This is a genomic window from Cytobacillus sp. S13-E01 (assembly GCF_029193815.1).
Taxonomy (GTDB): domain Bacteria; phylum Bacillota; class Bacilli; order Bacillales; family Bacillaceae_L; genus Bacillus_BV.
Window position 1 is genome coordinate 1 of the sequence record NZ_JARFVC010000001.1, and the last position, 21,128, is coordinate 21,128.

The window sequence follows — 21,128 nt, forward strand, 5'->3', positions numbered from 1 at the left end:
TGGAGTTCCTTCTTTGGATGCTTGAACTAAACCGTTTACCATAATACCGCTTTTGAGGTATTGGCGGATAAGATGTAAAACACGCTTATCTTTTACCTTTTCCTCGATGTAGTACATGAGTTTATCGTGGTTCACTGTGTCAAAATAAGCTTTCATATCCATATCTACAACGTATCTGTACCCTTGCTCGTAGTACGACTTCGCTTGTATGATAGCCTGGTGTGCACTACGCTTCGGACGAAACCCAAAGCTATTATCGGAGAACGTAGGGTCAAATATTGGTTGTAAGACTTGATTGATTGCTTGCTGAATCATCCGGTCGATAACAGTTGGAATCCCTAATTTTCTTACACCACCGTTAGGTTTTGGAATTTCAACCCGCAACACGGGTTGTGGGCTATAAGTTCCGTCATGTAATTTCGTTAGTAACTCTTCCCTGTGCTCCTTCAAGTGCGGGAGTAACTGGTCGTAAGTCATACCGTCTACGCCTGCGGCTCCCTTATTTCTGACAACTTGGAGGTAGGCTTGATTGAGATTATTCCTTGTAAGAATTCTCTCATACAGATTTACACCATTTTGATTGTTCAGTTCACCATGGAAATTACTATGCACTCCGTTATACTCTTCATGTTCCACATTATCTCTCTGACGGTAGCCAGGTTTCCCTGTTTTCTGCGGTTGTCGCAATTTCCACACCTCCTTGTATCCTCAAAATTATTATTGTTCAGTCCTTCACGTCCTGTCAGCGAACGCTACTATGACCTCGGCTGACTTCTTACGATTCATCCTCATGTCACCATGAAGATTGCACTGGTTCGTTATCACTTAACTTGCACTGTGCCCTCGTAAGACCTCCCCTGGTAAGAGTGAATACTTTCCTCCCATGTAACTGCTAGATTTACTGTATAGGTTTCGAGCAGTATTGGACTTCAGTTTGTCTTGCAACCTTATCCGACCTAATTCAGCCTTATATCTAGTTTCTGTTCGTCAGTTCAGGAGTTTGCGTCCGACTTCCTTCAGCCACTACCTCACGATAGCCACCTTGTCTTTCGCTAACAGTTCCTACTGCCAAGCCTGTAGTGGACTTTCACCACCGAGTATTCACCCATGCAGGGCGCACAAAAAGAATACATAATCTTTTTATGTATTCTTGGGATCGTGTTTAATTCATCCGTTTTCTGATCTTACTCTTTTTTAATTTTTCAGGTGTAACATCAGCACCCGTTGAATCAACAATTTTCACATTATGAAGGGTATCAGTCATTGAACTCTTAAACGTTTGAAGATATTCTTGACGTAGTCTTTGTTGCTCATTTGTTTCTTCTGCAGATAAGCCTTCGCTTTTTGATTTTCTTGAAAGCTCATTAATTCGAGCAATTTTATCTTTTGATAGCATTATAATAGGACTCCTTTTACTTCTTAAGTCAATATAATAAAATATGTTACTAAAAAGGAGTCCATATTACAAGTTATCCGTCTTTAGTATAAATTCTTTATACCTTCTATGTACAGTCGCTTTAGAAACATTGTATCCGAGCCCTCTTAATGTGGATGCTATTTCTGAAAATGTTAAATCTTTTTCTCTTAACTTTACAATCTCTTCAACAGGAATATCAAGCTTTTCACGACCCGATCGATCATGAGGAAGATGGGGAAAATTTTTTTCCGGGCGATAGCCCCTCTTAATGGCTCTATTCATACCTCTTCGTATTTTAACATTATGGATTTTGCGTTGATATTCTTCGACGATACTTACTATATCTAGTACCATGGAGTCCGTTTCAGAAAGCTGCAATTCACCGTGGTTGCTAATTGTAAATATCTTTACATTTGTTTTATAGATACACCGTAGGATAGCAATCCTTGCATTCCCACGACCCAATCTTGTTTCATCTTGAATTAGAACAGCCTCCACCTCTTCGGATTTTAATGTAGATAATAAATCTAGTATGCCGTCTCGATCTACTTCATATCCACTTTCCTTTTCTTCAATCACCTTTATAACGTCCATCTTATAGAAATTTGCTAATTTAGTCAGCTCCTCTATTTGTCTTGCTATTGACGCTTCCTGGGTATTCTTGTTTGTACTAACTCTGGCATAGATTATAGCTTTCATTATCAGTACCCATTGCTTGCATAAGCAGGGACATTTTTAAGATCATCTGTCATTTTAATAGGAACATATAATTTATCACCAGGATTTAAACTATCATGCTGAACATTATTTTTACTTTCAACCCATGAGACAAATTCACTAAATGAAAGATTATGTTGATTCTTAAACGATTCATTAATACCCCATAACGTGTCACCATTAGTTATTGTGATTACAATGTATTTATTTTCATTCTCATAATTAACACCTGTGCTAATTGCTAAAGTCATAGTTATTAATAATATGAGAAAAAGTATGTAGTAAACGATTGATACTTGTCCTTGTTTCATGTAAAAACCCCCAATAAGAATATTTGTTCCCATTACTCACTTTTATTATAATAAGAACAAATGTTTCGTGTCAATATCTTTTTTCGAACTTATGTTTGTACAAATAGGAAAATCATGCTATAATCTAGTTAAATATTAGGAAGATTCGAGGTGCAACGAAAATGACGAAAATATCAAAAAGACAACAGGATATCTTAAATTTTATTAAAGACGAAGTGAAAGCGAAAGGTTATCCACCTTCTGTCCGTGAGATAGGGGAAGCTGTTGGACTGGCTTCCAGTTCAACTGTACATGGCCATTTATCTAGACTCGAAAGTAAAGGACTCATTCGAAGAGATCCTACTAAACCGCGTGCAATTGAAATATTAGAAATCGATTCTACTAGCCATATACCTCGCAGTGAGGTGATAAATGTACCTATTATCGGTAAAGTTACTGCTGGGCACCCCATTACTGCCATTGAAAACGTGGAGGAATACTTCCCTCTACCTGACAGGTTTGTTTCTCCAGACGACAATGTTTTCATGCTTGAAATTATGGGAGAAAGTATGATTGAAGCTGGAATACTTAATGGAGATTTAGTTATCGTAAGGCAACAACAAACAGCAAATAATGGGGATATTGTCGTGGCTATGACCGAAGATGATGAAGCAACTGTAAAACGCTTCTTTAAGGAGAAAGATTATATTCGATTACAACCAGAAAATTCAAGCATGGAACCAATTATCCTACGTAATGTTTCAATATTAGGCAAAGTTATAGGTGTTTACCGAACTGTACATTAGAATGAATTTGGGGTACTAATAAAAAAGCGCTAAACACCCGGAGCTAGACGCCATAACTAGGTATAAAATTTTATACTTTCATAAATTTCACACAGCAATTTGGGACATTTGCCCAAATTGCTTTTTTATAACCCTAAAAAACCTTACCACTGAAAAAGTGATAAGGTTTTGGCTTTTTAATACATTGACATATATTGCTCGCGTTCCCAAGGATGAACTTGTGTGCGGAACATATCCCACTCAATTTCTTTCGCTTCAACAAAGTGTTCAGCCAAGTGTTCCCCTAGAGCATTAACAATAATTTCATCTGCCTTAAATAGATCCAGTGCCTGAGCTAATGTTGCAGGTAAATCAACGATTCCAGCTTCTAGTCGTTCTGCTTTGTTCATGACGTAAATGTTACGATCTATTGGAGCTGGAGGAGTTAATTTGTTTTTAATTCCATCTAGTCCAGCCGCTAGTAGAACAGCCATTGCTAAGTAAGGATTTGCTGCAGGATCAACACTTCTAACCTCTACACGAGTACTTAGTCCACGTGAAGCAGGTATACGAATTAACGGACTTCTGTTACGCGCTGACCATGCCACATAACAAGGAGCCTCATATCCAGGAACCAAACGTTTATAAGAGTTAACTGTCGGGTTAGTAACAGCCGTAAAATTAGGCGCATGGTTAATAATTCCAGCGATAAATTGTCTCGCCACATCACTTAATTCTAGCTCGTTGTTAGTGTCGTAGAAAGCATTTTTCCCATTAGTAAATAATGATAAATTACAGTGCATACCAGATCCATTTACCCCAAATAGTGGTTTGGGCATAAAGGTTGCGTGCAGACCATGCTTACGTGCAATTGTTTTTACTACCAATTTAAACGTTTGAATATCATCACAAGCCTTTAATGCGCTCGCATACTTAAAATCAATTTCATGTTGACCTGGAGCAACTTCATGATGTGAAGCTTCTACTTCAAAGCCCATTTCTTCTAGTTCAAGTACGATATCACGACGACAGTTCTCACCTAAATCCATTGGCGCTAAGTCAAAATATCCTCCACTATCATTTAGCTCTAAAGTCGGCTCGCCTTTTTCATCTAGTTTAAATAAGAAGAATTCAGGCTCTGGCCCAAGGTTGAAATCCGTGAATCCTAATTCTTCCATCTCTTTTAAGACTCTCTTTAAATTAGTACGAGGGTCACCATCAAATGGAGTTCCATCTGAGTTATAGATATCACATATTAAACGAGCGACTTTTCCTTTTTCTGCAGTCCAAGGGAAAATTACCCATGTATCTAAGTCTGGGAAAAGATACATATCTGATTCTTCAATACGTACGAAGCCTTCAATAGAAGAACCATCAAACATCATTTTATTATCTAATGCTTTTTCTAACTGACTTACAGGTATTTCAACGTTTTTAATTGTGCCTAAAATATCAGTAAATTGTAAACGGATATACTTCACATTTTCTTCTTTCACAATACGAAAAATATCTTCTTTAGAAAACTTAGACATAAACAATGTCCTCCCCGAAATAATTTTATTTAGTGATATTACACTAATCGTGATTTTAATGAAAAAATCTTGAAATGTCCCCTTGTCTTAAGGTTGATTTATTAAATCTTCCTGCATCAATGAGCTCTGCTTTTAACAATCGTCTCAATTCATTATCTGTCAAGTCTTTTTTGACTGGAGCGGCTGGCGTTTCCTTAATAAGTTCTGCTTCTTGTTTAACCGCAAATAGTTGTTTAATTCCAGCTAAATTTACCCCTTGTTCAATCAACTTCTTAATTTCTAAAAGCCGATCGACGTCATTGAATGAAAACATCCTTCGATTACCCTCTGTTCGAGCCGGAAAAACTAATCCATTCTCTTCATAATAGCGGATTTGCCGAGCAGACAACTCTGTTAATTGCATCACTATTCCAATCGGAAACAATGGCATGGTACGTCTTATGTTGTCACTCAATGCAGCGCCTCCTTTATTTACTAACTTATAAAACTACTATAACTCATGTTAGTTTACCTGTCAATATTACGTGAGGAAATATAACATTAAAATTTTAAAAATAAACAAGGATAACTAAATGTTATCCTTGTTTTCCTACTTTTATTAGATTCTTTGTAATTAATTGGTCTAATGCTATACATATTGATATTTTCACGTGTGAATAGGTTAATCCACCTTGTACATAAGCCACATACGGTGGTCTTAACGGTCCGTCTGCTGTCAATTCAATACTAGCACCTTGGATGAAAGTCCCAGCAGCCATAATAACATCGTCTTCATATCCTGGCATATAGGCAGGGTATGGTGTTACATGTGAATTAATTGGGGAAGTGTATTGAATTGATTGACAAAAGGCAATCATCAGGTCTTTATCATCAAATTGAACTGATTGGATTAAATCAGTACGTGGACCATTCCACTTTGGATTTGTGTTTAAACCCATCTCCTCGAGTATTGCAGATGTAAATACAGCACCTTTAAGGGCTTGTCCAACAATATGGGGAGCCAGGAAAAATCCTTGGTACATTTCTTGTAGGCTATACAAAGAAGCTCCCGCTTCTGCCCCTATTCCTGGAGATGTCATTCGGTAGGAACACGCTTTTACATAATCTTTTTTCCCTACAATATATCCGCCAGTTTTCGCAAGTCCCCCACCTGGATTTTTAATAAGTGAACCCGCGATTAAATCTGCACCAACATGACACGGTTCAATATCCTCAACAAATTCACCATAACAATTATCCACAAACACAATTATATTAGGGTTTATTTCTTTAACAAACGCAATCATTTCTTTCATTTGATTTATAGTAAATGACGGTCTCGTAGCATATCCTTTTGAACGTTGAATACCAATCATTTTTGTTTGCTCATGAATTGATCTTCTTATTTCTTCATAGTCTATATTTCCATTATCGATTAATTCAACTGTGTTATATCCAATATTAAAATCTTTTAAGGAACCCACACCCGAACCGCGTATTCCGACTATTTCTTCCAACGTATCATATGGTTTCCCAGTAATATAGAGCAGCTCATCATTTGGTCTTAGAATCCCAAATAACGCTATTGAAATGGCATGGGTTCCTGAAATTATTTGCGGACGAACTAGCGCTGCTTCACCACCAAAGACATCTGCATATATTTTTTCAAGTGTATCTCTGCCCATATCATCATAACCATACCCGGTTGACGGAATGAAGTGTGAATCGCTTACTTGATATTTCTGATAGCTTTGCAATACTCGGTATTGGTTATTATCTATCCTTTGATCAATTTCCTTATGGATACCAGCGATTTGCGCTTCGACTTTTACAACTAGCTTAGATAAAACTTCCCCATTATTTAGTTGACTAAACATTTTGTTCTCCTTTATGCTTGAAAATGTCTTAGTTGCCCTGATAACGAATGACTTGGTAGAATAAAACCCATACATTCATAAGTTTCAGTATCATCATTATAATGTAAATCTTTTAGTATTGTATCTGTTTTTAAACTCGAAAGTAATTTACCCTCAGTGCTTGGCAAAGAAACACGATATTCATTCATCGTTATGATCATTTCATCTTCGATTTGTCGTTTTAACGTAAGAATATCATTTCGTTCAAAAGCGCTTATAACAACTGAATCAGTTGTTGAACTCGGAACAAATTCATGGTGTTTCTTATCAGCTTTATTATAAACAGTTAAAATTGGAATACCCTCAATTCCTAGATCATTTAAAAGATCATACACTGTTTTTTCATGATTAAAATAATCAGGATTTGCAGAATCAACAACATGAAGAATAAGGTCAGCTTCTTTCACTTCTTCTAGAGTTGAACGGAATGCTGCAATTAGAGTCGTCGGTAGGTCCTGTATAAAACCGACAGTATCGGTTAATAAAGTCGTTAAACCACAAGGCAAAATCATTTTTTTAGTCATTGGATCAAGTGTTGCGAAAAGTAAATTCTCTTCAAACGTACCCGCTTCAGTGATTCGATTAAATAAAGTAGATTTCCCGGCATTCGTATAACCAACTAACGCTATTTGAAGGGCATTATTCTTCTTTCTGCGTTCACGATAACGCTCCCTGTGCTCGACAATAACCTTAAGCTGATGTTTAATATCATCAATACGTCTATGAATATGTCGACGATCGCTTTCGAGTTTTGTTTCACCTGGTCCTCTTGTTCCAATACCCCCTGCTAATCGGGAAAGCTGAAGCCCCTTTCCTATAAGACGTGGTAATAAATATTTTAGCTGTGCTAACTCAACTTGAAGCTTACCCTCTTTCGAATTGGCCCTGGATGCAAATATATCTAAAATCAGCTGGGTACGATCAATCACACGCGCTTGTAGCTTTTCAGATAAATTACGAACCTGACTTGGCGAAAGCTCATCATTAAAAATAATGACATCTGGTTCAAGCTCAGCTTCAAGGGAAACAAGTTCCTCAACCTTACCTTTTCCTATGTATGTTGCTGGATGTCGTTTTTCCCGTTTCTGGGACAATTCAGAAACAACCTGACCCTTTGCAGTCTTAGTTAATGATTTTAATTCATCAAGAGAATATTCAAAGCGAGTATCATCATCACCAGGTAATTGACAACCTACTAATATTGCTTTTTCTAACGAATTTTTCTCAATATTATTCAATACCGTTCCTTCTTTCATAAAAAAGTCAAAGTCTTATCTATAGCTATATTAACAAAATTAATGATAATACTCTAATTTTCTATATTATTTCTTAAACTGTTGCTTTCTTGCAGCAAAGTAGCTAAAATTTTAGGGTGGTACTTCATCATTTAATGACAGGACAGAGAGGAAAATACAAGATGACATGGGATGTCCTAAGTGTTATTGGAACCGTTGCATTTGCAATTAGTGGAGCCATTGTAGCTATGGAAGAAGAATATGATATATTAGGTATTTATATTTTAGGAATTGTTACAGCGTTTGGTGGTGGGGCTATTCGTAATTTGTTTATCGGTGTCCCAGTATCAGCACTTTGGGATCAAGGTAGTCTCTTTCAAGTAGCTTTACTTGCAATGACAGCAGTTTTCCTTTTTCCAAATGGATTATTAAAACAGTGGAAAAGGTGGGGAAACTTCTTTGATGCTATCGGCCTAGCTGCATTTGCTATTCAGGGAGCACTGTTTGCATCAAATATGAACCATCCTATCAGCGCAATTGTAGTTGCAGCGGTTTTAACTGGAAGTGGTGGAGGTATTATCAGAGATCTACTCGCCGGTCGTAAGCCACTTGTACTACGTTCAGAAATTTATGGATTCTGGGCAATTCTTGCTGGATTAATTGTCGGTTTAGGATTTGCCAATTCTCCTTTTGAACTTTATACACTGTTTATAGTAATCGTGGCACTGCGAATGCTTTCATACATTTACAAATGGAAATTGCCAAACAGAGCTTTTAAGCGAACTAAAACCTATCAAAATCATAATCTATAAAACTACACAGAAAATTTATTTTTTATAGAAACGGTAAGAAAAAGGAGGAATCAACACCTTTTTCTTACTGTTTTTAATGTCTCCATATAACTAATAACTTTATAAGTCATGAAATACTAAATCTTGGTTTTTTATTGTCATGAGCTCTTCTCGATCATCTGTCTCATTAATTAATAGTCTCATTGCTTGAGTACGAATTGATTTTTCAATAATATTTCTAATATAGCGACCATTGCTAAATGTTGATACGCTGGTATCATTTCTGATTGTATACAAATGATCCCTTAACTTCCACTCTGCCTCTTTACTGAATATATATTCTCTTTCATCCATCATTCGTTTAGCTATCTCTAATAATTGTTCCACTGTATAATCAGGAAAATCTACTACAAGCGGGAATCTTGAATAAAGTCCTGGGTTTAAGGATAAAAAGTGATCCATTTCTTTTGAGTAACCAGCAAGTATTAACACAAACTCGTGTTGTTTATCCTCCATATGCTTTACAAGTGTATCGATCGCTTCCTTACCAAAGTCCTTTTCCCCACCTCTTGCCAGGGAGTAAGCCTCATCAATAAACAAAATTCCACCAAGCGCTTTTTTTATTAGATCACGTGTTTTTTGAGCGGTATGGCCGATGTATTCACCTACTAAGTCAGCTCGTTCTGCTTCAATTAAATGACCCTTTGACAATACATTCATTTGTAAAAATAACTTACCTAATAGTCTAGCAACTGTTGTTTTTCCCGTTCCAGGGTTTCCTTTAAACATCATATGAAGAGCTTGCTTTCCTGCCTTTAATCCTTGTTCTTCACGTTTTTTATTTACATAGAGCCATGCGTATATTTCTTTAACCACCCGTTTCATTTCATCCATACCGATCAAAGCACTCATTTCTTCTTCGATTTCTTTAAGTGCAGAATGCTTGGTACTGGTTTTCATTGGAACTATTTCATTTGAGGAGGAATTTAACACTTTTAGCTTCTTCTTTTGGCCATTTAAAATCACATTTATCTGTCCATTGTTTTTCATTGTAATTGGTTGATCCAAAAGCTCTCACCTCTCATTCTATACCATTATACGCCCATTATTTAACATTTGTGACAAAAGCCTAAATAATATCATAGGCAAATGCCTTATATTAAAAATTCATCATTTTTCTTATTTCATCAAAATCATACTTATTTCACCAACAACTGCTAGTTTTTTGTCTAAACATGCGGTTTCCCAAGAAATATTTTTCCTTCTACAACATATAAACTTTTTGCTACTTTTATGAGGGTTATATTTAATAATATCGCTTTTTCCTATACTAAATAAGAAAAGCGCAGGGCGCCCGCTTATCGGCGACAAGCATAAGACGAGCCGTCTGGAAGGTTGTTCTTTGACCTTTCAGACGGATTGGCTTATGACCTCGAGCCGATGGCGCCCGGAGCTAGACACTAAAACTAGGTACAAACTTTTATACTTTCTTATCTTTCAAGAAAAGCGCAGGGCGCCCGCCTATCGGCGCGTCGATTAAAACCCGCCACGTCCTGTGGCGAACATCGACATCAGCACATCCTGTACAAGTCAAGCATAAGACTAGCCCTGACTGAAGGCGTTTTTTGCCTTCGGGAAGGGATTGGCTTATACCATAGAGCCGATGGCACCTGGAGCTAGACGTAGATAGACAAAGACACGAAGTTATACACAAACTTACAATTTTATAAATTCCTTAACAAAAAAAACAGCCTGTTTTTAAAGGCTGTTTGTGAAATAGATTAGTTTATTCTAAATCTAACTGGATGTTCTTTTGTGGTGAAAATGTTGAGATTGCATGTTTGTAAATAAGTTGTTGTTTTCCTTCAGTCTCTAAAAGAACTGTGAAATTATCAAATCCTTTTATTAACCCACGTAGTTGGAAGCCATTTAATAAGAAAACAGTTACAAAAGTATTGTCCTTACGAAGTTGGTTTAAAAATTGATCTTGAATATTGATTGCTTGTTTCATGTTCGTCGTCCTCCTCTATTCTCTATACTGATTAGTATTCGATTAAATCTTAAGCTTTCCTGCTATATATTTTAAAATTTCATCTAACATTTGATTAAATCTCCCTTGATTTGCTTCGGTCATATCAAACCATCTTACATTCATTTTATTTCTAAACCATGTTAATTGCCTCTTTGCGTATCTTCTGGAGTTTTGTTTTAACTGTTGGGTAGCTTCTGCCAAAGATATTTTTCCATCTAAATATTCATAAATTTCTTTATAGCCAATTGCCTGTATTGATTGGCATTCTTTTACTCCCTTATTGTATAAAGCTGATACTTCTTCTAGAAGACCGTTATCAATCATATGGTCCACCCGTAAGTTTATCCTGTCGTAAAGTATGTCTCTTTCCATTGTCAAACCGATAAGTACAGTATCGTATACTAACTCGGTTTCTTGCTTTTCCTGGTACTGACCCATCGTTAAACCAGAACTACGGAAAATTTCTAACGCTCTAATAACTCTTCGTATATTATTAGGATGTATTCGATCTGCACTTTCCGGATCAATTTCACGTAACATATTATGTACAGCGAGAACACCCTCAGTTGCTGCAATAGCTTCTAAGCTATCACTGTATTCAGGATCTGAGGTATTCTCAGTAAATTGATAATCATAAATGACTGATTGTATATATAGACCTGTTCCACCTACAATCATCGGCAAACACCCACGCCGATGTATTTCATCAATACGTTCCCTTACTATTAGCTGAAACTCAGCTACGGAAAAACTATCTGTTGGATCTTTAATATCTATTAAATGGTGGGGTATTCCATCCATTTCTTCTTTCTGTATCTTGGCAGTACCTATATCCATGCCTCTATATACCTGCATCGAATCTCCACTTATTATTTCTCCACCAAGCTTTTTAGCTAATTCAATACTAAGTTTTGTCTTTCCGACAGCAGTGGGACCAATAAGAACCACTAATTTTCCTTTATCTTTCTCTCCCAAAAAATCATCACTACTTTCATACTATTAAGTACTGCTATCGTATCATATTGTAACACTATAATTTAATAGTATTATGTAAATATTATTTCTAATAGCAAAAATGCTAACACCAAATTATTATATCCATAAACCGTTAAAAAATATCAATTCCTCAATAAAAAAATTCATAGGTCGCTGTTTAGTGATTATCTAAATCGAGCAACCTTACAATTTTATAAATTCCTTAACAAGAAAAAAGAGCCCATAAAGAGCTCTTCTATTACATACATGCGATTAATAGGGGGAGATTTGCCCCTAAAAATGAATTAATCATTTTCCTCTGGCTCTGAGCCGATTACATAACGCGTTTAAACATTTTTTCCATCTCATAGGTTGAGTAATGAATGATGATTGGTCGTCCATGAGGACATGTAAAAGGATCAGAAGTTTTCCTTAAAGCCTCAAGCAGAGCAAATATTTCTTCATTCTTCAGATAGTGATTTGCTTTAATTGAAGCCTTGCAACTCATCATAATGGCAGCTTCTTCCCGAAGTTTTTTTATATCCACTTTCTTTAAAATTAACACTTGCTCTATCATTTCCTCTATGATTAATACTTCTTCTCCAGCTGGAAACCACTGGGGATGGGACCGAACAATAAAGCTATTGTGACCAAACACTTCTAAAAAAATCCCCACTTTTGCTAGTTCTTCAATGTTTTCTGAGATCAGAATACTTTCGTTCGTAGAATATTCCAGTGTGATTGGCACTAACAACTCCTGTACCTCTGAAATAACCTGACCAACCTTTTCTCGAAAATATTCATATTTAATTCTTTCTTGGGCCGCATGTTGATCTATAATATAAAGTCCGTCATCATTTTGTGCTAGAATATACGTTCCATGCATTTGCCCTATCGGATACAGCGGAGGAATTCGATCTTCAATATTCATACCCGAGTCAATTTTTTGTATATCCGTTTCTAGTCTTTCTTCTTCCATTATAGGTTCAGTAGGAAGCTTCAGATCTTCAATTGGCTTATTGTGGGTTGCCACAGTAGTATACTTGAATATTTCCGCTTCTTCTACCTCGGGCTCCAATGATTCTTCCTCTCGAATTACAAAAGCATTAAGATTAGATGGAGCTACTACCATTTCTGTTTGTCTATTTTGATGTTCAAATGTAAAACGCTGTTGTTCTAGCACGGCAGACGCCTTCTTCTTAGGTGCAACATCCGGAATTAACTGCTTTTGTTTAAATACAGCTTTAATTCCTGTTTCAATTAACTCATTTAATTCAACTTCCTTACTAATCCTTACTTCAAGCTTAGCTGGATGTACGTTTACATCGACGATCAATGGGTCCATTTGAATTTCTAAAAAGGCGATTGGATATCTGCCTATAGGCAATAACGTATGGTAACCTTGTTGCACCGCTTTAGAAAGTGAGTAATTTTTAATAAACCTACCATTAATGATCGTCGACATATAGTTTCTTGAAGCACGAGTCACTTCCGGAAGTGATACATACCCATTTACTTTAAAATCTAGTGATTGCAAGTCTAATGGGATCATTTTTTTTGCGATGGAAAATCCATAGATAGCTGCTATTACTTGTAAAACATCGCCATTACCCGTTGTATATAGCATTCTTTTGCCATTATGTGACAATCTAAATGATATTGATGGATGTGCCATGGCAATTCGATTGATTATATCAGTAATATTTCCTAATTCTGTGTGAATGGTTTTCATATACTTTAACCGAGCAGGCGTGTTAAAAAATAGATTTGAAATAGTAAGATCTGTACCTTTTCTGCTATTTGTCCGTACATGCTTTATTATTTCTCCGCCTTTTAAAATAAGCTGCGTACCAGAACTTTCTCCAGTACTCGTTTTCATGTCAAGCTCTGAAACAGACGCTATACTCGGTAGGGCCTCACCTCTAAAACCAAGTGTCCGAATTCGAAACAAATCGTTCTCGTCTTTAATTTTACTAGTGGCATGACGATGAAACGCATTAAGACAGTCATCTTCTTCAATTCCGTCGCCATTATCAATAATTCTTATTTTGGCAAGTCCCGCTTCTTCAACTTCGACCTCAATAATCGTACTGTTTGCATCAATAGCATTTTCAACTAACTCTTTTACAACAGATGCCGGACGTTCGACAACTTCACCTGCTGCAATTTTATTCGAAAGCTGGTCATTAAGCTTAATAATTTTCCCCATCCGTACAACCACCTTTCTTCTAATCTACGGTTTTAGCCTTTTTTGAATTTCATAAAGCTTATTCATTGCATCTAGTGGTGTCATATCCAAAAGATCAAGTGACTTTATAGCATCAAGTATTTGTTTATCCTTTTTTGGTATACCAGGAGTATCCTCTTTAATCAACTTTGGTTGGGCCACTTCAAAGAATGATAATTGCGCATTAGCTTGTACACTATTATTTGTTTGTTTCTGCTCAGGAGCTGACATTGTTTTACTGTTATGTTCGAGTCTTTCAAGAATTTCTCTCGCTCTAGCAATCAAACTACTTGGTAGCTCCGAAAGCTCAGCAACATGAATACCATAACTTTTATCTGCCGCACCTTCTTTTATCTTATGAAGAAAAACAACCTTTCCGTTATCTTCGATTGCACTAACATGGATATTATTTAAACTCATTAATTCTTGATCAAGAATCGTTAATTCATGGTAATGAGTTGAAAAAAGTGTCTTTGCACCAATATTGTCGTGAATATATTCAATAATAGCTTGAGCTAAGGCCATTCCATCATAGGTAGATGTTCCACGGCCAATTTCGTCAAATAGCACTAAGCTTCTCTCAGTTGCATTTACAATCGCATTCTTTGCTTCTAGCATTTCTACCATAAACGTACTTTGACCTGAAATTAAATCATCCGCAGCACCTATTCGTGTAAATACTTGATCAAAAATCGGTAGTTCAGCTTCAGCTGCAGGAACAAAACAACCGACTTGAGCAAGGATTGTAGTTAATGCCAACTGTCTCATATACGTACTTTTACCCGACATATTCGGACCTGTTATAAGCAGCATATTTCTAGTGTCATTCATGACACAATCATTAGGTACATATTCCTGTGCATTCATGACCTTTTCAACAACAGGATGTCTACCATCTTTAATAAAAATATCTCCATTTGTAAATGTTGGTTTCGAATAGTGTCGCTCTTCACTAACTGTTGCAAAGCATTGTAACACATCAAGTTCGCTAATAATTTTCGCTAAGTCTTGTAGTCTAGAAATATATTTCTTAACCGTTTCACGAATATCAGCAAATATATTGTACTCTAACTCAATAATCTTTTCTTGTGCTTCAAGGATCAATGATTCCTTTTCTTTTAATTCAGGAGTGATATAGCGTTCAGCATTAGATAATGTTTGTTTTCGCTCATAAAGCCCTTCAGGAAGTAGATGTATATTGGCTCTTGTCACCTCAATAAAGTAACCAAACACTCTGTTATATCCGATCTTTAATGTTTTAATTCCTGTTCTTTCACGCTCTTGCTTTTCAAGAGCTGCAATCCAGGTCTTTCCATTTCTACTTGCATCGCGGTATTGGTCTAATGTTTCATTAAAGCCGTCTTTGATGATACCGCCATCTTTTATTGATAACGGGGGATTCTCTTCAATTGCTTGCTCCAAAAGTGTCATCAGGCTGTCACAGCCATCAAGTTTGTTTGATAAGGAAGCTGCATATTGATGCTCAATCCCTAAAATAACCTTTTGTATGATTGGTACTTGCAGTAACGACTTTTTTAATTGAATTAAATCTCTAGCGTTCACATTTCCAAAAGCCACTCTACCAGCCAGTCTTTCTAGATCATATACTTCCTTTAACAACTCTCTTAATTCTTGTCTCTCGAAAAATTGATTTATTAATGTCTCTACCATGTCTAAGCGATTATTAATTTCATTCTTATTTATTAAAGGTCTATCAATCCATTGCTTTAATAGGCGTCCACCCATTGCAGTCATCGTAGAATCTAGTAACCATAACAACGACCCTTTTTTTCCCTTCGAGCGAATGGTTTCTGTTAATTCAAGGTTTCGTTTTGAGTGGAGGTCAATTTTCATAAATTGGTTTACATTATATGATTGAACAGGCTGTAAATGATCTAAGCTTCGTTTTTGTGTCTTTTGTAAATAGTTTAAAAGACGTCCGAAAATAACGACTAATGAATCTTGTTCAAGGTGTTCCATCAATTTTTGAAAATTGGCCGGAATTGTTGTTTCATCCTCGATCGAAATTGTTACATTACAACGCTCAATAAGCTTTTTCTTGACACTTTCATCTAAAGTAGAAGCTACAACAACCTCCTTGACACCATTTAAGTAAATTTCACTAATTACTTCATCAATATGATTGCCGAGAAGAGTAACTAGACTTTCACCAGTCGTTAAATCATTAAAAGCTATACCAAAGGATTTATTTTCAAAATAAGTAAGTGCAGCAAGGAAGTTATTTTCCTTATCTTGAAGTCCTTTGCCCTCCATCATTGTTCCTGGTGTTATAAGCTGTACTACCTCTCTTCTCACAACACCTTTAGCTTGTTTAGGATCTTCCGTTTGTTCACATATAGCAACTTTATAACCTCTTTCAACAAGTTGTTCAATATATCCCCTTGCAGCATGATGGGGAACCCCGCACATTGGAATTCTATCTTCACTACCACCATCTCTACTAGTAAGTGTTATCTCTAATTCCCCAGAAGCATTAATTGCATCCTCAAAGAACATCTCATAAAAATCTCCAAGACGAAAAAATAAAAAGGCATCTGGATAATCTGCCTTAATTGTTAAGTATTGCTTTATCATAGGCGTATACTCTGCCATCCTAATCCCCCAAAAATCTACAAGTCATTTTTTATATGATATATTATAACATAAATATACCATCCTTTAGTGTGGTTTTAATCCCTAATTGACGTTTAGTAGTACTTACCAAGCTTTTACTGGTACTTACCCTTTAGTATAACTTTTTAGTTGCATACTGTTAATTGCCGCAGAATACATCTTCATTTTTTATTCGTTAGCTGTTGTTACATAATCCCCACATTAATGGTTAGGTTTTTATAGCGTAAACATATTCCATAACCAAGAAAAAAACTAGGAAGATAGTCCTCCTAGTCCTAATTTACTCCTCAAAATCTCCTACTAAAAAGTCAGGATTTAAATCTTCAAATTCTTCATCATCAACGTCAGAATCCCAATCTTGATCTTCTTCATCGCAACCATCTGGGTTTACCGCAACACACACTTTTGTTTCACCAATTACTTCTACAAGAAATTCTCTCTCTACTTCAACAACAACTCTATTTCCATTTGGAGAAATTGTTGCTTCTAGACAGTTTGGCTGTTGAAGTACACGTGCAATTACTTCACAATCGTCTCCTAAGAAGTTATCATCTTTATATTTTAGTTTGATAACATCAGAGTATGAAACAGTATCAGTAACTACCTCAGTCTTCGTATTATCGTTGTAAGAGTACCAAACGTTAATATCGTATCGACCATGAACTTCAACAGTATTGTCACTTTTCTTTGCTTCGTATTGGTGGTTGATGATCCAACAACCTAGAATACTTGTAGGGCGGTGTGATGGAGAAATCGTGTGTGTACATTGAGTAAACTTACGACCTTTTCCTACAACAGCTTTTGTAATAATCTCTCTGTATTCAGACATTCGAGCATACCCTCCTCAATCAATCTTCAATTCATCCTATGCGGGACAAATGACTAGTGTGCTACACTTTTTAAAAACATTAGAAATCTTTCTTACCTAATGCCCGTGTGGTAGTTAAAATTACATTATTTTATCCAGATTAAAACATGAAACCATATAATTAATTGTATGCGGGTGCGCCCAGATATGTACCAAATTTACCTAGAAAATATCAATATTAGTATGAAAACTTGCGTTAATAGGCCGTTTAAATAAAAAGAACCAAACTGTAAATACAGTTTGGTTCTCGATAATAATGATCTTTAGCTACAACCGCAACTACTATCATCATTTGTCTTTGAGCCTGTTTCGCCACGTAGCAGATCTCCACCAGTTGAGATAATAACCTCATTTGTTACATGGTTAGAGATTGTATGAGCAACTAATTGTAGTAAATCATTTACTTCAACCTGTGAGCTTTTAAACTCTTGTACTACAGGAATGCTATCTATCTCTTCATGTAGCTTTTCGATCTTTTCTTCAACTTGTCTTAAAGCCTTCTCTTTTCCAAAATGTTGAAAATTGACAGCTTGTTTTTGTAAGCTTTTAATACTTGCAATCATTTCTTTGACTTTTTTATTTTCATTAATTTGTGCTTCAGCACGTTTAAAAAAGTCAACTTCTTCTGTTTCAGCAATCATTTTTGCTAGTTCTTTTGCACGTTCAACGATTTGTTCTTTTGTGTATTCTGCCATATTATTTCACCTCTACCGCTTCTTCAATTATTTCTCCATCTAATGACCATGTCTTAGCTTGAGTAATTTTCACTTTAACGAGCTTCCCAATCGAAGATGTTGGAGCTTTAAAGTTAACTAACTTATTCTTACTTGTATACCCAGCAAGAATTTCTGGATTTTTTTTACTTTCACCTTCAACTAAAACCTCGACAATTTGATCTTGTAAAGCAAGATTTTTCTTAGCCGCAATTTCATTTACAAGTGCATTAAGACGCTGTAGACGTTCTTTTTTCACTTCCATTGGAATGTTATCTTCCATGCTTGCTGCAGGAGTTCCCTCACGAGGTGAGTAGATAAAAGTATATGCTGTATCAAACTCAACTTCACGATATAAAGACATCGTTTCTTCGAATTGTTCATCTGTTTCATTTGGGAACCCAACGATAATATCTGTTGTGAATGACGCATTCGGAATTCTTTCCTTCATTTTACGAACAAGCTCTAAATATTGTTCACGAGTGTATTTACGTGCCATGAGTTTAAGAACTTCAGAGCTACCTGATTGCACAGGTAAGTGAATATGCTCCATCAGGTTACCACCTTTAGCTAACACCTCGATTAAGCGATCATCAAAATCACGAGGATGGCTCGTTGTAAAGCGAATACGTGGTATATCAATTTTACGAAGCTCGTCCATTAACTCGCCTAGCCCGTATGTCATGTCAGTAAAGTCTTTTCCATACGCATTAACATTTTGACCAAGAAGAGTGACTTCTTGATACCCATTACGAGCGAGATGACGGACCTCTTCAATAATATCCTCTGGTAGACGACTACGTTCTTTACCCCGAGTATATGGGACAATACAGTACGTACAGAACTTGTCACAGCCATACATAATGTTAACCCAGGCCTTGATATCACCTTTTCTAACTCGAGGAAGGTTTTCAATAACGTCACCTTCTTTAGACCATACTTCGACAACCATTTCCTTACTAAACATTGCCTCTTTTACAATTTGGGGTAACCGGTGGATATTGTGTGTACCAAAGATCATATCAACAAATTGGTGCTTCTGAAGAATTCTATTTACAACTGATTCTTCCTGTGACATACAGCCACAGATACCAATTAAAAGGTTAGGATTACGTTTTTTATAGGTTTTTAAGTGGCCAATCTCACCAAACACTTTGTTTTCTGCATTTTCTCTAATCGCACATGTATTTAACAGGACAATATCAGCTGTTTCGACCGAATCAGTAGGTTCATAGCCCATTTCTGTTAAAATACCAGCCATCACTTCTGTATCATGCTCATTCATTTGACAGCCATAGGTCCGAATATAAAATTTCCGTCCAGTTCCAAGGCCAATCATATCATCAGGAATTGTGAAACCGCGGTCAATGTTTATATCCTCTTTTCCACGCTTCTTTGCATCCTTTAAAGATGGTGGTTGATATACTGCTTGAAAATATTGCCCATAATCCTTAACGGATTTTTTGTCCGCTGGATTTACTTGGTCAATTTCAAGGCGTTGCTTTTCGTTCATTTGAATTCTCCTTTCCTTTTAACTGATAATTAACTTAGTAAAAGGTAAACATAAAAATTTATGCACATTAACATAGTATATAGCGTAAAAGTAATTTAAACAATTAATTAAGCAATTTGTAGAAAATTGTACAATTTTAATCGAAAAATTACTAGTGTAAAGTATTGTAAAGTCTTTTCATAAGTCAAAAAAAGAGAGGAGATTACCCTCTCTAGATAATATTAAATAATCCCTAGTTCTTTCCCTGCTTTTCCAAAGATATCAAGAGCTTGCTCTAATTCTTCATTCGAATGCTCTGCAGTAACAATCGTACGTACACGGCCTAATCCTTTCGCAACAGTAGGGAAAGCAATACCTTGAGCAAATACACCATATTCTAAAAGTTTGTCTGAAAATTGGTGTGTTAATGTTTCATCCCCAACAATAACAGGAGTAATAGGCGTTTCACTCTTACCAGTATTAAAACCAAGTTTCATTAAGCCATCTTTAAAGAATTTAGTATTTTCCCAAAGTTTTTCAATCAACTCTGGCTCTTCAAGTAAGACATCAATCGCCTCAATACACGCAGCAGTTACAGCTGGTGGATGTGACGTACTAAACAAAAATGGGCGCCCTTTTTGAATTAAATAATCAATCAATGTTCTAGTGCTAGCAACATACCCACCTAGCACACCGATTGCTTTACTGAGTGTGCCTACTTGAATATGAACACGTCCATCAAGTCCAAAATGATTCACTGTTCCACGTCCATTTTTACCAAGAACACCAGAAGCATGTGCATCATCTACCATCACTAATGCATCATACTTTTCAGCCAATTCAACAATTTTAGGAAGAGGAGCAATGTTACCATCCATTGAAAAGACACCATCTGTGACAATTAGTCGTTTACGATAGTTTTGTGTTTCTTGAAGGGCTCGCTCTAAATCTTCCGTGTCTACGTGCTTGTATACTTTACGACCTGACTTTGTTAGACGAATACCATCAATAATCGATGCATGGTTTAATTCATCTGAAATAACTACGTCGTCTGGAGTTAAGATAGCTGATAACACACCTTGGTTTGTTGTAAAGCCAGATTGGAATACAAGTGAGGCTTCAGTATGTTTAAACTTCGCTAGTTTTTCTTCTAGTTCATCGTGCATTGAAAAGGTTCCTGCAATTGTACGAACTGATCCGGTACCTGCTCCATATCGCCCAACGGCATCTAAAGCAGCCTTTCTTAATCTAGGATGTGTAGTAAATCCTAAATAGTTGTTAGATGATAATTGTATCACTTCTTTTCCTTTGATTATTACTTTAGAGCCCTGATCAGACTCAAGCGGTACGAGCCTACGGAAAGTACCATTTTTTTGCATTTCATTAATTTCTTCTTGTAAATATTCAAATCCCTTCAAAAAAATACCTCCTCTTTTTAGTAACGATTTAGTAATATGTATAGTTGATGCTACCTATATAATAACAAGCGCCTAGACACTTTTCTAGTAACTAGACGCCATATTGA

The 21,128-nt window shown here is 36.2% G+C and carries 19 protein-coding genes; 2 read left to right on the forward strand and 17 right to left on the reverse strand.

Features of this window, described 5'->3' with window-relative positions; all coding sequences use genetic code 11:
* The 4 genes from PY093_RS00005 to yneA form a co-directional block, all read right to left on the reverse strand.
* The coding region (locus PY093_RS00005) for a reverse transcriptase domain-containing protein (protein ID WP_275643805.1) at positions 1 to 687 on the reverse strand (687 nt) is incomplete at its 3' end.
* 475 nt (positions 688 to 1,162) lie between these two features.
* Complete coding sequence (locus PY093_RS00010) at positions 1,163 to 1,396, reverse strand: DUF896 domain-containing protein (RefSeq protein ID WP_275643806.1); 234 nt, start codon at positions 1,394 to 1,396, stop codon at positions 1,163 to 1,165.
* A 66-nt stretch (positions 1,397 to 1,462) separates the two neighbouring features.
* Complete coding sequence (locus PY093_RS00015; RefSeq protein ID WP_275643807.1) at positions 1,463 to 2,116, reverse strand: YneB family resolvase-like protein; 654 nt, start codon at positions 2,114 to 2,116, stop codon at positions 1,463 to 1,465.
* 2 nt (positions 2,117 to 2,118) lie between these two features.
* Positions 2,119 to 2,445, reverse strand: coding sequence for a cell division suppressor protein YneA (gene yneA / locus PY093_RS00020; RefSeq protein WP_275643808.1), 327 nt, complete (start codon positions 2,443 to 2,445; stop codon positions 2,119 to 2,121).
* A 161-nt stretch (positions 2,446 to 2,606) separates the two neighbouring features.
* Between yneA and lexA the strand changes: the two genes are divergently transcribed.
* A complete protein-coding gene (gene lexA / locus PY093_RS00025; RefSeq protein ID WP_275643809.1) occupies positions 2,607 to 3,230 on the forward strand; it encodes a transcriptional repressor LexA in 624 nt (207 codons plus the stop codon).
* A 176-nt stretch (positions 3,231 to 3,406) separates the two neighbouring features.
* Here the strand turns inward: lexA and glnA are convergent, their stop codons facing one another.
* From glnA to hflX, 4 genes are all read right to left on the reverse strand, one after another.
* A complete protein-coding gene (gene glnA, locus PY093_RS00030) occupies positions 3,407 to 4,741 on the reverse strand; it encodes a type I glutamate--ammonia ligase (protein WP_275643810.1) in 1,335 nt (444 codons plus the stop codon).
* Positions 4,742 to 4,796: 55 nt separating this feature from the next.
* Positions 4,797 to 5,195 (reverse strand): MerR family transcriptional regulator, encoded by a 399-nt coding sequence (locus PY093_RS00035; RefSeq protein WP_275643811.1) that lies wholly within the window; start codon positions 5,193 to 5,195, stop codon positions 4,797 to 4,799.
* Positions 5,196 to 5,316: 121 nt separating this feature from the next.
* Positions 5,317 to 6,597, reverse strand: a complete 1,281-nt coding sequence (locus PY093_RS00040; protein WP_275643812.1) for a methionine gamma-lyase family protein — start codon at positions 6,595 to 6,597, stop codon at positions 5,317 to 5,319.
* A gap of 11 nt (positions 6,598 to 6,608) precedes the next feature.
* Positions 6,609 to 7,874 carry a GTPase HflX gene (gene hflX, locus PY093_RS00045; RefSeq protein WP_481769255.1) on the reverse strand — a complete coding sequence of 422 codons (1,266 nt, stop codon included), beginning with the start codon at positions 7,872 to 7,874 and terminating at the stop codon, positions 6,609 to 6,611.
* Positions 7,875 to 8,053: 179 nt separating this feature from the next.
* On the opposite strand from hflX, the gene PY093_RS00050 reads away from it, so the two are divergent.
* Positions 8,054 to 8,683 carry a trimeric intracellular cation channel family protein gene (locus PY093_RS00050; RefSeq protein WP_275643813.1) on the forward strand — a complete coding sequence of 210 codons (630 nt, stop codon included), beginning with the start codon at positions 8,054 to 8,056 and terminating at the stop codon, positions 8,681 to 8,683.
* 99 nt (positions 8,684 to 8,782) lie between these two features.
* On the opposite strand, the gene spoVK is transcribed toward PY093_RS00050, so the two are convergent.
* The 9 genes from spoVK to PY093_RS00095 all read right to left on the reverse strand — a co-directional run bounded on the left by spoVK (position 8,783) and on the right by PY093_RS00095 (position 21,021).
* Entirely contained in the window at positions 8,783 to 9,712 is a 930-nt protein-coding gene (gene spoVK / locus PY093_RS00055; RefSeq protein ID WP_275644172.1) for a stage V sporulation protein K, read from the reverse strand.
* Between the two features lie 736 nt (positions 9,713 to 10,448).
* A complete protein-coding gene (hfq, locus tag PY093_RS00060) occupies positions 10,449 to 10,673 on the reverse strand; it encodes an RNA chaperone Hfq (protein WP_275643814.1) in 225 nt (74 codons plus the stop codon).
* Positions 10,674 to 10,715: 42 nt separating this feature from the next.
* Positions 10,716 to 11,669, reverse strand: coding sequence for a tRNA (adenosine(37)-N6)-dimethylallyltransferase MiaA (gene miaA, locus PY093_RS00065; protein ID WP_275643815.1), 954 nt, complete (start codon positions 11,667 to 11,669; stop codon positions 10,716 to 10,718).
* 334 nt (positions 11,670 to 12,003) lie between these two features.
* Entirely contained in the window at positions 12,004 to 13,878 is a 1,875-nt protein-coding gene (gene mutL, locus PY093_RS00070; protein WP_275643816.1) for a DNA mismatch repair endonuclease MutL, read from the reverse strand.
* Between the two features lie 24 nt (positions 13,879 to 13,902).
* Complete coding sequence (gene mutS / locus PY093_RS00075) at positions 13,903 to 16,509, reverse strand: DNA mismatch repair protein MutS (RefSeq protein WP_275643817.1); 2,607 nt, start codon at positions 16,507 to 16,509, stop codon at positions 13,903 to 13,905.
* 301 nt (positions 16,510 to 16,810) lie between these two features.
* Positions 16,811 to 17,359, reverse strand: a complete 549-nt coding sequence (locus PY093_RS00080) for an outer spore coat protein CotE (protein ID WP_275643818.1) — start codon at positions 17,357 to 17,359, stop codon at positions 16,811 to 16,813.
* A 302-nt stretch (positions 17,360 to 17,661) separates the two neighbouring features.
* Positions 17,662 to 18,093: a YlbF/YmcA family competence regulator gene (locus PY093_RS00085; RefSeq protein ID WP_275643819.1), complete on the reverse strand. Its 432-nt coding sequence runs from the start codon at positions 18,091 to 18,093 to the stop codon at positions 17,662 to 17,664.
* Between the two features lies 1 nt (position 18,094).
* A complete protein-coding gene (miaB, locus tag PY093_RS00090; RefSeq protein WP_275643820.1) occupies positions 18,095 to 19,624 on the reverse strand; it encodes a tRNA (N6-isopentenyl adenosine(37)-C2)-methylthiotransferase MiaB in 1,530 nt (509 codons plus the stop codon).
* A gap of 221 nt (positions 19,625 to 19,845) precedes the next feature.
* Positions 19,846 to 21,021, reverse strand: coding sequence for a glycine C-acetyltransferase (locus tag PY093_RS00095; protein ID WP_275643821.1), 1,176 nt, complete (start codon positions 21,019 to 21,021; stop codon positions 19,846 to 19,848).
* Positions 21,022 to 21,128 lie beyond the last annotated feature (107 nt).

What these genes read in the sequence shown, in the direction of transcription:
- hfq (WP_275643814.1), bottom strand. Translation starts at nt 10,673, where the DNA reads ATGAAACAAGCAATCAATATTCAAGATCAATTTTTAAACCAACTTCGT.
- mutL (WP_275643816.1), bottom strand. Translation starts at nt 13,878, where the DNA reads ATGGGGAAAATTATTAAGCTTAATGACCAGCTTTCGAATAAAATTGCA.
- PY093_RS00040 (WP_275643812.1), bottom strand. Translation starts at nt 6,597, where the DNA reads ATGTTTAGTCAACTAAATAATGGGGAAGTTTTATCTAAGCTAGTTGTA.
- PY093_RS00010 (WP_275643806.1), bottom strand. Translation starts at nt 1,396, where the DNA reads ATGCTATCAAAAGATAAAATTGCTCGAATTAATGAGCTTTCAAGAAAA.
- PY093_RS00080 (WP_275643818.1), bottom strand. Translation starts at nt 17,359, where the DNA reads ATGTCTGAATACAGAGAGATTATTACAAAAGCTGTTGTAGGAAAAGGT.
- PY093_RS00050 (WP_275643813.1), top strand. Translation starts at nt 8,054, where the DNA reads ATGACATGGGATGTCCTAAGTGTTATTGGAACCGTTGCATTTGCAATT.
- miaB (WP_275643820.1), bottom strand. Translation starts at nt 19,624, where the DNA reads ATGAACGAAAAGCAACGCCTTGAAATTGACCAAGTAAATCCAGCGGAC.
- lexA (WP_275643809.1), top strand. Translation starts at nt 2,607, where the DNA reads ATGACGAAAATATCAAAAAGACAACAGGATATCTTAAATTTTATTAAA.
- glnA (WP_275643810.1), bottom strand. Translation starts at nt 4,741, where the DNA reads ATGTCTAAGTTTTCTAAAGAAGATATTTTTCGTATTGTGAAAGAAGAA.
- mutS (WP_275643817.1), bottom strand. Translation starts at nt 16,509, where the DNA reads ATGGCAGAGTATACGCCTATGATAAAGCAATACTTAACAATTAAGGCA.
- yneA (WP_275643808.1), bottom strand. Translation starts at nt 2,445, where the DNA reads ATGAAACAAGGACAAGTATCAATCGTTTACTACATACTTTTTCTCATA.
- PY093_RS00085 (WP_275643819.1), bottom strand. Translation starts at nt 18,093, where the DNA reads ATGGCAGAATACACAAAAGAACAAATCGTTGAACGTGCAAAAGAACTA.
- PY093_RS00015 (WP_275643807.1), bottom strand. Translation starts at nt 2,116, where the DNA reads ATGAAAGCTATAATCTATGCCAGAGTTAGTACAAACAAGAATACCCAG.
- spoVK (WP_275644172.1), bottom strand. Translation starts at nt 9,712, where the DNA reads ATGAAAAACAATGGACAGATAAATGTGATTTTAAATGGCCAAAAGAAG.